This is a genomic window from Pseudomonas flavescens (assembly GCF_013408425.1).
Lineage (GTDB): Bacteria > Pseudomonadota > Gammaproteobacteria > Pseudomonadales > Pseudomonadaceae > Aquipseudomonas > Aquipseudomonas fulva_A.
Genome location: NZ_JACBYV010000001.1, coordinates 3,571,138 through 3,585,745, shown reverse-complemented (window position 1 = coordinate 3,585,745; position 14,608 = coordinate 3,571,138). Strand labels below are relative to the sequence as shown.

The window sequence follows — 14,608 nt, the reverse complement described above, 5'->3', positions numbered from 1 at the left end:
TTGACGTGAGTAAGTGGTTGATTCCCGTTTTGACTGCCTCGGTAGTGCTGGGAGGTTGTGCCAGCGTACCGCGTGGTTCCATTCCGGTCGTGGATTCCGGTACGTCTGCCTACGAGCAGGAAGACCGCCCGGGCAATGGCTATAGCAATGCGCCTGTGCAGCCGCAGCAACAGGCTCAGCCGTCGTCGGATGATTCCGGTGTGGTGGTCATGGTGCCAGGCGGCGGCAATCCGTCGGCGCCAATCGATACCTATGCCGCACCAGCGGGGGCGCCCGCCAGTGGTGGCGGCCTGACCTTCGACGAGCCGCCGCTGAGCAGCGAACCGCTGGGCTCGCCAGGCTACGGCAGTGCACCGCAGTCCCAGCCTCAGCAGCCTTCGATTCCCAGTGGCATTCCGCGAGGCAACAGTGGCGGTCTGGCTGCCGATGAGCAACTCGATGGTCCGGTGCTGGCGCTGCTGACCAGCGCCCAGCAGCAGCAGACTGGCGGCGACCTCAACGGCGCGGCTTCCAGCCTCGAGCGTGCACAGCGCATCGCCCCGCGCGAACCGCAGGTGCTCTATCGTCTGGCGGAGGTTCGTCTGGCCCAGGGCGATGCTGCCCAGGCCGAGCAGTTCGCCCGTCGTGGTCTGAGCTACTCCAGTGGTCGTCCGGCTCTGCAGGCCAGCCTGTGGGATCTGATCGCCAAGTCTCGTGAGCAGCAGGGTGACGCAGCAGGTGCGGCACAGGCTCGTGAGCGAGCGCGGGTCAATCTGTGACGGCTGCCCCGATAACCCAAATCGCCGACCAGCTGTTGCTGGTCGAGCGCGCGTTGCGGTTACAGGGCTGGTGGGACGCAACGCCGCCGAGTGAGGAGGCACTCGCCAGTCAGGAGCCGTTCTGCGTGGACACGCTGGACTTCGCTCAGTGGCTGCAATGGATCTTCCTGCCACGCATGAAGGCCATCATCGAAGCCGGTGCCGATCTGCCCGCCGTGTCTGGCATTCTGCCCATGGCCGAGCACGTCTACGGCGCGAACAATCGCGCGGCGGCCGAATTGCTCCAGGCACTGGGCGACTTCGACCGGTTGATCACTGCGGGCTGAAGCCCGCAGCCTTTCTCGTTACTTGCAATTCTCGGCGATCGCCTTCTTGCTGTCGGCAATACGCTTCTGACGCTCGTCTTCGCCGAGACGGCGCACTTCTCCACCATCTTCCACACGCACCCGCGGGTTGTTCTCCAGCTGCGCGAGGTTGTTGCGCTGGGTCTCGCAGTACTTGCGCAGTTGCACTTGCTGTTCGGCCACTTCCTTCTTGACCTTGGCGTCGGCGGCTGCCTGTTCCGGGTCGGCGATGTCCTTGAAGGTCGGCGCTGGCTTCGACTCCGTGGACGGTGGTGGCGGTGCGGCCTTGTTGACGGTGGTAGCTTGTTGGTCCTGCGGCGGTTGTTCACTGAAATGGGTGACGCCCTGGGCGTCGACCCACTTGTATACCTGGCCGGCCATGGCGGTTGTGCTCAGGGCGAGCGCCAGGCTGGTGGTGAGGATCATGCGGCGCATGGGAATTCCTTTTAGGGCAGTTTTGCCGAACCTTGCAGGGCCGGAACGGGATTTCAGGGTCAGTGTGCACGCTCTTGGCGACAGCGCGGAGTCTCTGCCGATTACTATAACCAAATCGGTTGCCCGTTCATCCTGCGCCGCTTCACATCGGCACGGGTTTTTCACGGCACAGGGCGCTGTATTTCTCCGTCGAGGGTGGATATGCCTGCCAAATGCATATTCCATCACGGACCACTTGACTTGCCGTCTTCGAATAACAACAATCGAATGCTCTCTGTAGTGGGGTAAGCCGCAAGCTTGCTTCAGCTCAGTAGACATGAGGTGCTACCCGCGCCGACCTTTCGTTACACCCGCAACGCGTTACCTCGCGCTGGGTGGGAAATCCCGAAGCACACCAGGGATGTTCCCAATACTTGCTCAGTTGTAGCTGACGTAGTCGGCGACCACAGTCGCTCATGCTCTGCTGGCAGTAAACCTACTCGGGCCGTACCTGCAAAAGGGCGGTTTTCTGGCGTTATAGAGGTGAACAACGTGGAGCTTTTATCCGGCGCTGAAATGGTCGTCCGCTCGTTGCGTGACGAAGGCGTGAAGTACATCTATGGGTATCCGGGTGGTGCCCTCCTGCACATCTACGATGCCTTGTTCAAAGAACCGGAAGTGACCCACATCCTGGTTCGCCACGAGCAGGCGGCGACCCATATGGCGGACGGCTATGCCCGCGCCACCGGCAAGGCCGGTGTCGTGCTGGTGACCTCCGGCCCTGGTGCGACCAATGCCGTTACCGGTATCGCCACCGCCTACATGGACTCGATCCCGATGGTGATCATTTCCGGTCAGGTGGCCAGTACCGTGGTTGGCACCGATGCCTTCCAGGAAGTCGACATGGTCGGCATCTCCCGCCCGATCGTGAAGCACAGCTTCATCATCAAGCATCCTTCGGAAATCCCCGAAGTGATCAAGAAGGCGTTCTACCTCGCCGAATCCGGTCGTCCGGGCCCTGTGGTCGTGGACATTCCCAAGGACATGGGCGATCCGACCCAGAAGTTCGAATACAGCTACCCGAAGAAGGTCAAGCTGCGTTCCTACAGCCCGGCGGTTCGTGGCCACTCGGGGCAGATCCGCAAAGCGGCGGAAATGCTCATCGCGGCCAAGCGCCCGATCATCTATTCCGGTGGCGGCGTAATCCTCGGTGGTGCTTCGGCACAACTGACCGAACTGGCCCGCGCGCTGAACGTTCCGGTTACCAACACCCTGATGGGCCTTGGTGCCTACCCGGGCGACGACCGTCAGTTCGTCGGCATGCTGGGCATGCACGGCAGCTACACCGCCAACCTGGCCATGCACCACGCCGATGTCATCCTGGCAGTCGGTGCGCGCTTCGATGACCGGGTCATCAACGGTGAAACCGCCGCCAAGTTCTGCCCGAACGCCAAGATCATTCATATCGACATCGACCCGGCGTCGATCTCCAAGACGGTCAAGGCCGATATTCCGATCGTTGGCCCGGTCGACAGCGTGCTGAGCGAGATGGTCGCCGCACTCAAGGAAATCGAGCAGCGTCCGGACGGCGAATCGCAAGCCACCTGGTGGAAGCAGATCGAAGAATGGCGCGGCGGTGGTCGCCTGTTCCCTTACAACGAGGGTGACGGCAGCATCATCAAGCCGCAGACCGTGATCGAGACCCTGTGCGAAGTCACCAGAGGTGATGCTTTCGTCAGCTCCGATGTCGGCCAGCACCAGATGTTCGCCGCTCAGTACTACCGCTTCAACAAGCCGAACCGCTGGATCAACTCCGGCGGCCTGGGCACCATGGGCTTCGGCTTCCCGGCGGCCATGGGCGTCAAGCTGAACTTCCCGGACAGCGACGTGGCCTGCGTCACCGGTGAGGGCAGCATCCAGATGAACATTCAGGAGCTGTCGACCTGCCTGCAGTACGACCTGCCGGTGAAGATCGTCAACCTCAACAATGGCGCGCTGGGCATGGTTCGCCAATGGCAGGACATGCAGTACAGCAGCCGTTACTCGCACTCCTACATGGAATCGCTACCTGACTTCGTCAAGCTGGCCGAGTCCTACGGGCACGTGGGCATCCGCATCACCGACCTGAAAGACCTCAAACCGAAGATGGAAGAGGCCTTTGCGATGAAGGACCGTCTGGTGTTCCTCGACATCGCCGTGGATACCAGCGAGCACGTCTATCCGATGCAGATTCGGGGTGGGGCGATGCGCGACATGTGGCTGAGCAAGACGGAGCGTACCTGACATGCGTCATATCATTTCCCTGCTGCTGGAAAACGAACCGGGAGCGCTGTCGCGTGTGGTCGGCCTGTTCTCCCAACGCAACTACAACATCGAAAGCCTGACCGTGGCACCGACCGAAGACCCGACCCTGTCGCGTCTGACGTTGACCACCATTGGCCATGATGACGTGATCGAGCAGATCACCAAGAACCTCAACAAGCTGATCGAAGTGGTCAAGCTGGTGGACCTGTCGGAAAACGCTCACATCGAGCGCGAACTGATGCTGGTCAAGGTCAAGGCCACTGGCGCCCAGCGCGCCGAGGTGAAACGCACCACCGACATCTTCCGTGGGCAGATCGTCGATGTGACACCGAGCGTCTATACCATCCAGCTCGCCGGTACCAGCGACAAGCTGGACAGCTTCATCCAGGCCATCGGCACCGCGCTGATCCTGGAGACAGTGCGCAGCGGCGTCACCGGTATCGCCCGTGGCGACAAGGTACTGAGCATCTGATCGCAGCATTGAAAATGCCCCGCCACGTGCGGGGTTTTTTTTGCCTGGAATTTACCGTTGGCGGTTCCAGAAGGCGGCGATCAGCGGATCCTTGAGGCGCTTTTCCAGCGCGAACAGGCCGATGTCGTAAGCGGTCAGCGGGGGCTGAATATCGTAGATGCGGATGCGTGCGGCCAATGGGCTGTTGTCCAGCACGATCTGCGGGACCACGCCGATGCCGAAGCCCAGGCTCACCATGCTGACGATGGCTTCGTTGCCGCTGACCTGGGCATAGATCCGCGGCTTGATGTTGTGGCTCTTCAACCACCTGTCGGTGCGGGTGCGGGCAAGGCCTTCTTCCGAGAGAATCATTGGCACGTCTTCCCAGCTTTGCGCACCGGGTCGTCTCAGTTGCTCTTCGCTCAACAGTTGAGGGGACTGCGGACCGATGAAGCGCAACTCCGAGCGGGTAATCGACTGGAACACGATGCCGGCTGGCACGCTGTCGGGGAGGGCGCCGATGGCAAGGTCTTCCAGCCCCAGTTGCACGCGCTCGACGGCCTTGGCCGGGTCGCCGGTGTGCAGCTTCATCTCGATGCGCGGGTAGGCCTGGCGGAAGCTGCTCAGGATGTCGTAGAGAAAACTGTAGCTCGCCGTCACCGAGCAATACAGGGACAGCTCCCCATGCAGGACCAGCTGATCCTGCTTTAAGGTCTGACGAATGGCCTGCCAGCCGTTCATCACATCGCTGGCGTACTCGCGGAACTGCTGCCCCTCGCGGGTCAGTCGAACCGAGCGGTTGTCGCGCACGAACAGAGGGGCGCCGAGTTCCTCCTCGAGTTGCTTGATGCTGCGGCTTAGCGCGGAGGCGCTGACGTGCTGCTCGCGGCTGGTTTTGCCGAAGTGCAGGTTGTCTGCCAGAGAGAGAAAGAGCTTGAGTGCGTGGCTATCCATTGATGTTTCATATATCGGCATGTTGTGTTGCAAATATATCATTTTACGCAATGGGGCGGATCACTTAAGGTGGCTCCGTCGCGGTGCTAGCACCCCATCCCTTTCGATTCAAAAGAGCCAAGAACATGAAAGTTTATTACGACAAAGATTGTGACCTCTCCATCATCCAGGGCAAGAAAGTCGCCATCATCGGTTACGGCTCCCAGGGCCACGCTCAGGCGTGCAACCTGAAGGACTCCGGTGTGGACGTCACTGTCGGTCTGCGTAAAGGCTCGGCCACCGTTGCCAAGGCTGAGGCCCATGGCCTGAAAGTGACCGACGTTGCTGCCGCCGTTGCCGGCGCCGACCTGGTCATGATCCTGACTCCGGACGAGTTCCAGTCCCAGCTGTACAAGAACGAAATCGAGCCGAACATCAAGAAAGGCGCCACGCTGGCCTTCTCCCACGGCTTCGCTATCCACTACAACCAGGTCGTTCCGCGCGCTGACCTCGACGTGATCATGATCGCGCCGAAAGCGCCGGGTCATACCGTGCGTACCGAGTTCGTCAAGGGCGGCGGTATCCCTGACCTGATCGCTGTTTACCAGGACGCTTCCGGCAACGCCAAGAACGTCGCCCTGTCCTACGCTTCGGGCGTTGGCGGTGGTCGTACCGGCATCATCGAAACCACCTTCAAGGACGAGACCGAAACCGACCTGTTCGGCGAGCAGGCCGTTCTGTGTGGCGGCACCGTCGAGCTGGTCAAGGCCGGTTTCGAAACGCTGGTCGAAGCTGGCTACGCGCCGGAAATGGCCTACTTCGAGTGCCTGCACGAACTGAAACTGATCGTTGACCTCATGTACGAAGGCGGTATCGCCAACATGAACTACTCGATCTCCAACAACGCCGAGTACGGCGAGTATGTGACCGGCCCTGAAGTCATCAACGCCGAATCCCGTCAGGCCATGCGCAATGCACTCAAGCGCATTCAGGACGGCGAGTACGCCAAGATGTTCATCAGCGAGGGCGCCACCAACTACCCATCGATGACCGCCAAGCGCCGTAACAACGCTGCCCACGGTATCGAAATCATCGGTGAGCAACTGCGCTCGATGATGCCGTGGATCGGTGCCAACAAGATCGTCGACAAGTCCAAGAACTGAGTCGGATTCGATCAAGAAAGAACGCGGCCCTGGCCGCGTTTTTTCGTTATGGGGCAGGCTTCTGGTATAAAGCCCGGACGCCAATGCCGACGTTAGGGCGAACGCTTGCCCGGCGACTCGGTCGAAAATTCAAATCCGCGACAAGGTGTTGTTCATGAGCGAGCGTCCGCAAGAGCCAAAATCGTCCAAGGACGATGAAAGCTTACTGCCCATCGACGAACATATTGAGGAAGGGCACGACGACGAGGGGCGCAAGGTTCGCCACCGCGGCATCTACCTGTTGCCCAATCTGTTCACGACCGCGAACCTGTTCGCCGGCTTCTACGCCATCATCAACGCGATGAACGGCAACTTCTACGTGGCCGCCGCCGCGGTGTTCGTGGCCATGGTGCTGGACGGTCTCGACGGTCGCGTCGCGCGTCTGACCAATACCCAGAGCGCCTTCGGTGCCGAATACGACTCGCTGTCCGACATGGTCGCCTTCGGTGTGGCACCGGCGTTGCTGGCTTTCGAGTGGGCACTTGGCAGCATGGGCAAGGTCGGCTGGATGGTCGCCTTCATCTATGTAGCGGGCGCTGCGTTGCGTCTGGCGCGCTTCAATACCCAGATAGGCAGCGTCGACAAACGCTACTTCATCGGTCTTGCCAGCCCGGCCGCTGCCGGCGTGGTGGCTGGTACGGTGTGGGCGTTCAGTGACTTCGGCATCAAGGGCTCCAACATGTCCTTCGTGGTGGCGATCCTGGTTGCCGCGGCCGGCATGCTGATGGTCAGCAATATCAAGTACAACAGCTTCAAGAACCTCGACCTGAAAGGCCGTGTGCCGTTCGTGGCGATTCTTGCCGTGGTACTGGTGTTCGCCGTGGTGTTCAGCGATCCACCGCGCATCCTGCTGCTGATCTTCCTCGCCTACGCGGCTTCGGGGCCGATCCAGTACCTGCTGCGTCTGCGTCGTCGCCAGACCAACGAGTGATGTAATTTCCTGCAGACTCCGTAGTCTATTGGGCAAGCCTGTCCCGATACTGCGGAGTCACCATGCTGATCAAGCTCCCCCCGTCATCCGAATGCAAAGAGTCGGATGTCACTCCCGAGTCCATCTACCTCTCCCGTCGTACCTTCATGTCCGCTGCCGCCGCCGGTGTGGCGCTGGGCAGTGTGCCTGCGTGGGCACAGGCATCGGTTGCCGAGCGCTACGCGGATGTCGAGGTCGGGCAGGCGCCGGCCTGGCTGAGCGAGCGCATCGCTGCCACCAAGTGGGAGGCGGTGACCGTCAAGGACGAAGCGCTGACACCCTTTCGGGATGCCACCCACTACAACAACTTCTATGAGTTCGGCCCCGACAAGTCGGACCCCGCCGCGAATGCTGGCAGCCTGAAAACCGAACCCTGGTCCGTGGTGATCGACGGTGAAGTCGGCAAGCCGGGTCGCTATGCGCTGGAAGACTTCATCAAGCCCTATCAGTTGGAGGAGCGCATCTATCGCCTGCGCTGTGTGGAGGCCTGGTCGATGGTGATTCCCTGGATCGGTTTCCCCATCTCCGCGTTGCTCGATAAGGTGGAGCCTACCTCCGCCGCGAAATTCATTCGCTTCGAAACCCTCGAGGATCCCGACAGCATGCCGGGGCAGCGCTCGCGTTTCGGCCTGATCGACTGGCCCTACGTGGAAGGGTTGCGGCTTGATGAAGCGATGCATCCGCTGGCCATTCTTGCCGTGGGTATGTACGGCCGCGAACTACCCAACCAGAACGGCGCTCCGTTGCGGTTGGTGGTGCCATGGAAGTATGGCTTCAAGAGTATCAAGTCCATCGTGCGCATCAGCCTGGTCAGCGAGCAGCCGCAGACCACCTGGCAAAGCATCGCTGCACAGGAGTATGGCTTCTACGCCAACGTCAACCCGACCGTCGACCATCCTCGCTGGACCCAGGCCCGTGAGCGACGGCTGCCCAGTGGGCTGTTCAGTCCCAACGTTCGCGAGACTCAGATGTTCAACGGTTACTCCGATGAAGTCGCCAGCCTTTATAGCAACCTCGATCTACGGAAGAATTATTGATGCGGCATCCGGTATGGCGGCTTTGCGTGTTCCTGTTGGTTGCGGTCTGGCCGCTCTATTGGTTGTACCAGGCCTGGCTCTTCGCCTTGGGGCCGGATCCTGGCAAGGTGCTGGTCGAACGCTTGGGGTTGGGAACGCTGATCCTGTTGCTCATTACATTGAGCATGACGCCGCTGCAGAAACTCAGCGGCTGGTCCGGGTGGATGGCCGTGCGTCGTCAGCTCGGTCTCTGGTGCTTCGCCTATGGCGTGCTGCACCTGATTGCGTACGCGGTTTTCATCCTCGGCCTGGACTGGTCGCAACTGGCTGTCGAGTTGCGCAAGCGGCCCTATATCATCGTCGGCGCTATCGCCCTGTTCGGGCTGCTGCTATTGGCGGTCACCTCCAATCGCTACAGCCAGCGGCGCCTCGGCAAATCCTGGAAGAAGCTGCATCGCCTCATCTACCTGATTCTGCCGCTCGGCTTGCTGCATATGTTGTGGGTCGTGCGGGCCGACCTCGAAGAATGGGCGGTTTATGCCGTCATGGGCGGGTTGCTGCTGATGCTGCGGATCCCGCCGGTAATGCGCCGAATTCCGCGCCTGGCGGGGAGAAGGGCGGAAACTTCGAATAAACCTGAAATAAGCCCTTGACCTGATTTCGTGGGGGCCTATAATGCGCACCACTTCCGGCGCGGCCTGATCTGAAAACTCCTTATTAAACAATAAGTTAGACGAAAATAAAGGTTGCACGGACGGCGAATTCGAGTAGAATGCGCCGGCATCGACAGGGTGGTTTGAGTGGTTCTGTTGATGGTTCGATCAGGTTTGATCGAAGGCGGTAAAGAGGGTGTTGACAGCGGTTTGTAACGCTGTAGAATGCGCCTCCCGCTGGAGAGAAGATGATCTGGTGGGGCGCTGCAAGGTGTTGAGAAGAAAGAAAAAGTTCTTCAAAAACAGCTTGACAGGAAATGAGGCTGCTGTAAGATGCGCGCCTCGGTTGAGACGAAAGACTTAACCAAACGTTCTTTAACAACTGAATCAAGCAATTCGTGTGGGTGCTTGTGGGTTAAGACTGAGTGATCGCAAGATTATCAGCATCACAAGTAAACACTCGTTAATTCGAGAGTTAACTCTCTAGCGATAGAGAGGTTTGCGATTGCTGAGCCAAGTTTAGGGTTTTATCAAAACCCAATGCAGTATTGAACTGAAGAGTTTGATCATGGCTCAGATTGAACGCTGGCGGCAGGCCTAACACATGCAAGTCGAGCGGTTGACGGGAGCTTGCTCCCTGATTCAGCGGCGGACGGGTGAGTAATGCCTAGGAATCTGCCTATTAGTGGGGGACAACGTTTCGAAAGGAACGCTAATACCGCATACGTCCTACGGGAGAAAGCAGGGGACCTTCGGGCCTTGCGCTAATAGATGAGCCTAGGTCGGATTAGCTAGTTGGTGGGGTAAAGGCTCACCAAGGCGACGATCCGTAACTGGTCTGAGAGGATGATCAGTCACACTGGAACTGAGACACGGTCCAGACTCCTACGGGAGGCAGCAGTGGGGAATATTGGACAATGGGCGAAAGCCTGATCCAGCCATGCCGCGTGTGTGAAGAAGGTCTTCGGATTGTAAAGCACTTTAAGTTGGGAGGAAGGGCAGTAAATTAATACTTTGCTGTTTTGACGTTACCGACAGAATAAGCACCGGCTAACTCTGTGCCAGCAGCCGCGGTAATACAGAGGGTGCAAGCGTTAATCGGAATTACTGGGCGTAAAGCGCGCGTAGGTGGTTTGTTAAGTTGGATGTGAAAGCCCCGGGCTCAACCTGGGAACTGCATCCAAAACTGGCAAGCTAGAGTACGGTAGAGGGTGGTGGAATTTCCTGTGTAGCGGTGAAATGCGTAGATATAGGAAGGAACACCAGTGGCGAAGGCGACCACCTGGACTGATACTGACACTGAGGTGCGAAAGCGTGGGGAGCAAACAGGATTAGATACCCTGGTAGTCCACGCCGTAAACGATGTCAACTAGCCGTTGGAATCCTTGAGATTTTAGTGGCGCAGCTAACGCATTAAGTTGACCGCCTGGGGAGTACGGCCGCAAGGTTAAAACTCAAATGAATTGACGGGGGCCCGCACAAGCGGTGGAGCATGTGGTTTAATTCGAAGCAACGCGAAGAACCTTACCTGGCCTTGACATGCTGAGAACTTTCCAGAGATGGATTGGTGCCTTCGGGAACTCAGACACAGGTGCTGCATGGCTGTCGTCAGCTCGTGTCGTGAGATGTTGGGTTAAGTCCCGTAACGAGCGCAACCCTTGTCCTTAGTTACCAGCACGTTATGGTGGGAACTCTAAGGAGACTGCCGGTGACAAACCGGAGGAAGGTGGGGATGACGTCAAGTCATCATGGCCCTTACGGCCAGGGCTACACACGTGCTACAATGGTCGGTACAAAGGGTTGCCAAGCCGCGAGGTGGAGCTAATCCCATAAAACCGATCGTAGTCCGGATCGCAGTCTGCAACTCGACTGCGTGAAGTCGGAATCGCTAGTAATCGTGAATCAGAATGTCACGGTGAATACGTTCCCGGGCCTTGTACACACCGCCCGTCACACCATGGGAGTGGGTTGCACCAGAAGTAGCTAGTCTAACCTTCGGGAGGACGGTTACCACGGTGTGATTCATGACTGGGGTGAAGTCGTAACAAGGTAGCCGTAGGGGAACCTGCGGCTGGATCACCTCCTTAATCGAAGATCCCAGCTTCTCATAAGTACCCACACGAATTGCTTGATTCATTGCGAAAGACGATTGGGTCTGTAGCTCAGTTGGTTAGAGCGCACCCCTGATAAGGGTGAGGTCGGCAGTTCGAATCTGCCCAGACCCACCAATTGTTGAGGGTGCAGGCCTTGGAAGTATTTGGGGCCATAGCTCAGCTGGGAGAGCGCCTGCCTTGCACGCAGGAGGTCAGCGGTTCGATCCCGCTTGGCTCCACCACTTACAGCCGTTGTTGATGTGAATTAGAGTTCAGAAATGAGCATTCCTGTTTAGGCAGAAGAGTGTTGATTTCTGGTCTTTGACCAGTCAGAAAAATCGTTCTTTAAAAATTTGGGTATGTGATAGAAGTGACTGATTGATTACTTTCACTGGTAATTGATCTGGTCAAGGTAAAATTTGCGTTGTTCTCAAGTGCAAATTTTCGGCGAATGTCGTCTTCACGTTATAGACAGTAACCAGATTGCTTGGGGTTATATGGTCAAGTGAAGAAGCGCATACGGTGGATGCCTTGGCAGTCAGAGGCGATGAAAGACGTTGTAGCCTGCGATAAGCTTTGGGGAGTCGGCAAACAGACTGTGATCCAGAGATCTCTGAATGGGGGAACCCACCTAGCATAAGCTGGGTATCATGCACTGAATACATAGGTGCATGAGGCGAACCAGGGGAACTGAAACATCTAAGTACCCTGAGGAAAAGAAATCAACCGAGATTCCCTTAGTAGTGGCGAGCGAACGGGGACTAGCCCTTAAGTTGATTTGAGATTAGTGGAAGGCTCTGGAAAGTGCCGCCGTAGTGGGTGATAGCCCCGTACACGAAAATCTCTTTTCAATGAAATCGAGTAGGACGGAGCACGAGAAACTTTGTCTGAATATGGGGGGACCATCCTCCAAGGCTAAATACTACTGACTGACCGATAGTGAACTAGTACCGTGAGGGAAAGGCGAAAAGAACCCCGGAGAGGGGAGTGAAATAGATCCTGAAACCGTATGCGTACAAGCAGTGGGAGCAGACTTGTTCTGTGACTGCGTACCTTTTGTATAATGGGTCAGCGACTTATATTCAGTGGCGAGCTTAACCGAATAGGGGAGGCGTAGCGAAAGCGAGTCTTAATAGGGCGTTTAGTCGCTGGGTATAGACCCGAAACCGGGCGATCTATCCATGGGCAGGTTGAAGGTTGGGTAACACTAACTGGAGGACCGAACCGACTACCGTTGAAAAGTTAGCGGATGACCTGTGGATCGGAGTGAAAGGCTAATCAAGCTCGGAGATAGCTGGTTCTCCTCGAAAGCTATTTAGGTAGCGCCTCGTGTATCACTGCTGGGGGTAGAGCACTGTTTCGGCTAGGGGGTCATCCCGACTTACCAAACCGATGCAAACTCCGAATACCAGCAAGTGTCAGCACGGGAGACACACGGCGGGTGCTAACGTCCGTCGTGAAAAGGGAAACAACCCAGACCGTCAGCTAAGGTCCCAAAGTTATGGTTAAGTGGGAAACGATGTGGGAAGGCTTAGACAGCTAGGAGGTTGGCTTAGAAGCAGCCACCCTTTAAAGAAAGCGTAATAGCTCACTAGTCGAGTCGGCCTGCGCGGAAGATGTAACGGGGCTCAAACCATACACCGAAGCTACGGGTTCATCTTAGGATGAGCGGTAGAGGAGCGTTCTGTAAGCCTGTGAAGGTGAGTTGAGAAGCTTGCTGGAGGTATCAGAAGTGCGAATGCTGACATGAGTAACGACAATGGGAGTGAAAAACTCCCACGCCGAAAGACCAAGGTTTCCTGCGCAACGTTAATCGACGCAGGGTGAGTCGGCCCCTAAGGCGAGGCAGAAATGCGTAGTCGATGGGAAACGGGTTAATATTCCCGTACTTCTAATTACTGCGATGGAGGGACGGAGAAGGCTAGGCCAGCACGGCGTTGGTTGTCCGTGTTTAAGGTGGTAGGCTGAATGCTTAGGTAAATCCGGGCGTTCAAGGCCGAGAGCTGATGACGAGTTGTCCTTTAGGACGATGAAGTGGTTGATGCCATGCTTCCAGGAAAAGCTTCTAAGCTTCAGGTAATTAGGAACCGTACCCCAAACCGACACAGGTGGTTAGGTAGAGAATACCAAGGCGCTTGAGAGAACTCGGGTGAAGGAACTAGGCAAAATGGCACCGTAACTTCGGGAGAAGGTGCGCCGGTGAGTGTGAAGGGTTTACCCCGTAAGCACATGCCGGTCGAAGATACCAGGCCGCTGCGACTGTTTATTAAAAACACAGCACTCTGCAAACACGAAAGTGGACGTATAGGGTGTGACGCCTGCCCGGTGCCGGAAGGTTAATTGATGGGGTTAGCTAACGCGAAGCTCTTGATCGAAGCCCCGGTAAACGGCGGCCGTAACTATAACGGTCCTAAGGTAGCGAAATTCCTTGTCGGGTAAGTTCCGACCTGCACGAATGGCGTAACGATGGCGGCGCTGTCTCCACCCGAGACTCAGTGAAATTGAAATCGCTGTGAAGATGCAGTGTATCCGCGGCTAGACGGAAAGACCCCGTGAACCTTTACTATAGCTTTGCACTGGACTTTGAGCTTGCTTGTGTAGGATAGGTGGGAGGCTTTGAAGTGGGGACGCCAGTTCTCATGGAGCCAACCTTGAAATACCACCCTGGCAACCTTGAGGTTCTAACTCTGGTCCGTTATCCGGATCGAGGACAGTGTATGGTGGGTAGTTTGACTGGGGCGGTCTCCTCCTAAAGAGTAACGGAGGAGTACGAAGGTGCGCTCAGACCGGTCGGAAATCGGTCGTAGAGTATAAAGGCAAAAGCGCGCTTGACTGCGAGACAGACACGTCGAGCAGGTACGAAAGTAGGTCTTAGTGATCCGGTGGTTCTGTATGGAAGGGCCATCGCTCAACGGATAAAAGGTACTCCGGGGATAACAGGCTGATACCGCCCAAGAGTTCATATCGACGGCGGTGTTTGGCACCTCGATGTCGGCTCATCACATCCTGGGGCTGAAGCCGGTCCCAAGGGTATGGCTGTTCGCCATTTAAAGTGGTACGCGAGCTGGGTTTAGAACGTCGTGAGACAGTTCGGTCCCTATCTGCCGTGGACGTTTGAGATTTGAGAGGGGCTGCTCCTAGTACGAGAGGACCGGAGTGGACGAACCTCTGGTGTTCCGGTTGTCACGCCAGTGGCATTGCCGGGTAGCTATGTTCGGGAAAGATAACCGCTGAAAGCATCTAAGCGGGAAACTTGCCTCAAGATGAGATCTCACTGGAACCTTGAGTTCCCTAAAGGGCCGTCGAAGACTACGACGTTGATAGGCTGGGTGTGTAAGCGTTGTGAGGCGTTGAGCTAACCAGTACTAATTGCCCGTGAGGCTTGACCATATAACACCCAAACAATTTGGCTGTTAGACGGTAGAAGTCGACAGTAATGCCGAAAATTTGCAAGAACACGCAATACCAAC

Annotated in this window: 10 protein-coding genes, 2 tRNA genes and 2 rRNA genes; 12 read left to right on the top strand and 2 right to left on the bottom strand. The window is 57.1% G+C overall.

Going from position 1 to position 14,608, the window contains the following annotated elements:
- Positions 1-5 precede the first annotated feature (5 nt).
- Entirely contained in the window at positions 6-758 is a 753-nt protein-coding gene (locus FHR27_RS16025; RefSeq protein WP_179539038.1) for a tetratricopeptide repeat protein, read from the top strand.
- Positions 755-1,084 (top strand): YqcC family protein, encoded by a 330-nt coding sequence (locus tag FHR27_RS16020; RefSeq protein ID WP_042553029.1) that lies wholly within the window; start codon positions 755-757, stop codon positions 1,082-1,084. Before FHR27_RS16025 ends, FHR27_RS16020 begins: the two co-directional genes overlap by 4 nt.
- Before the next feature lie 18 nt (positions 1,085-1,102).
- On the opposite strand, the gene FHR27_RS16015 is transcribed toward FHR27_RS16020, so the two are convergent.
- On the bottom strand, positions 1,103-1,537 hold the full coding sequence (locus FHR27_RS16015; protein ID WP_042553030.1) for a DUF4124 domain-containing protein: 435 nt from the start codon (positions 1,535-1,537) through the stop codon (positions 1,103-1,105).
- Positions 1,538-2,068: 531 nt separating this feature from the next.
- On the opposite strand from FHR27_RS16015, the gene FHR27_RS16010 reads away from it, so the two are divergent.
- Together FHR27_RS16010 and ilvN are read left to right on the top strand one after the other, a co-directional pair.
- Positions 2,069-3,799 carry an acetolactate synthase 3 large subunit gene (locus FHR27_RS16010; RefSeq protein WP_042553045.1) on the top strand — a complete coding sequence of 577 codons (1,731 nt, stop codon included), beginning with the start codon at positions 2,069-2,071 and terminating at the stop codon, positions 3,797-3,799.
- A 1-nt stretch (position 3,800) separates the two neighbouring features.
- Complete coding sequence (gene ilvN / locus FHR27_RS16005; protein WP_042553031.1) at positions 3,801-4,292, top strand: acetolactate synthase small subunit; 492 nt, start codon at positions 3,801-3,803, stop codon at positions 4,290-4,292.
- Positions 4,293-4,343: 51 nt separating this feature from the next.
- On the opposite strand, the gene ilvY is transcribed toward ilvN, so the two are convergent.
- Positions 4,344-5,225, bottom strand: coding sequence for an HTH-type transcriptional activator IlvY (gene ilvY, locus FHR27_RS16000; protein WP_179539037.1), 882 nt, complete (start codon positions 5,223-5,225; stop codon positions 4,344-4,346).
- Positions 5,226-5,350: 125 nt separating this feature from the next.
- Here ilvY and ilvC point away from each other — a divergent pair, with 125 nt between their 5' ends.
- The 8 genes from ilvC (at position 5,351) to FHR27_RS15960 (ending at position 14,528) form a co-directional block, all read left to right on the top strand.
- Entirely contained in the window at positions 5,351-6,367 is a 1,017-nt protein-coding gene (ilvC, locus tag FHR27_RS15995) for a ketol-acid reductoisomerase (protein WP_042553033.1), read from the top strand.
- 154 nt (positions 6,368-6,521) lie between these two features.
- Entirely contained in the window at positions 6,522-7,337 is an 816-nt protein-coding gene (gene pssA / locus FHR27_RS15990; protein ID WP_042553034.1) for a CDP-diacylglycerol--serine O-phosphatidyltransferase, read from the top strand.
- Positions 7,338-7,399: 62 nt separating this feature from the next.
- Complete coding sequence (msrP, locus tag FHR27_RS15985) at positions 7,400-8,413, top strand: protein-methionine-sulfoxide reductase catalytic subunit MsrP (protein ID WP_042553035.1); 1,014 nt, start codon at positions 7,400-7,402, stop codon at positions 8,411-8,413.
- Complete coding sequence (msrQ, locus tag FHR27_RS15980; protein WP_042553036.1) at positions 8,413-9,045, top strand: protein-methionine-sulfoxide reductase heme-binding subunit MsrQ; 633 nt, start codon at positions 8,413-8,415, stop codon at positions 9,043-9,045. The genes msrP and msrQ overlap by 1 nt, the downstream gene beginning before the upstream one ends.
- A gap of 550 nt (positions 9,046-9,595) precedes the next feature.
- Positions 9,596-11,132: ribosomal RNA gene (locus FHR27_RS15975) — 16S ribosomal RNA — on the top strand.
- A 64-nt stretch (positions 11,133-11,196) separates the two neighbouring features.
- Positions 11,197-11,273: transfer RNA gene (locus tag FHR27_RS15970), tRNA-Ile, on the top strand.
- Positions 11,274-11,304: 31 nt separating this feature from the next.
- Positions 11,305-11,380, top strand: a tRNA-Ala gene (locus FHR27_RS15965).
- Positions 11,381-11,637: 257 nt separating this feature from the next.
- Positions 11,638-14,528 (top strand): 23S ribosomal RNA (locus tag FHR27_RS15960).
- Together the 16S and 23S rRNA genes with 2 tRNA genes alongside form the textbook arrangement of a ribosomal RNA operon.
- Positions 14,529-14,608: the final 80 nt, after the last annotated feature.

Coding starts and splice junctions, on each gene's coding strand:
- FHR27_RS16015 (WP_042553030.1), bottom strand. CDS start 1,537: ATGCGCCGCATGATCCTCACCACCAGCCTGGCGCTCGCCCTGAGCACA.
- ilvN (WP_042553031.1), top strand. CDS start 3,801: ATGCGTCATATCATTTCCCTGCTGCTGGAAAACGAACCGGGAGCGCTG.
- ilvY (WP_179539037.1), bottom strand. CDS start 5,225: ATGGATAGCCACGCACTCAAGCTCTTTCTCTCTCTGGCAGACAACCTG.
- ilvC (WP_042553033.1), top strand. CDS start 5,351: ATGAAAGTTTATTACGACAAAGATTGTGACCTCTCCATCATCCAGGGC.
- pssA (WP_042553034.1), top strand. CDS start 6,522: ATGAGCGAGCGTCCGCAAGAGCCAAAATCGTCCAAGGACGATGAAAGC.
- msrP (WP_042553035.1), top strand. CDS start 7,400: ATGCTGATCAAGCTCCCCCCGTCATCCGAATGCAAAGAGTCGGATGTC.
- msrQ (WP_042553036.1), top strand. CDS start 8,413: ATGCGGCATCCGGTATGGCGGCTTTGCGTGTTCCTGTTGGTTGCGGTC.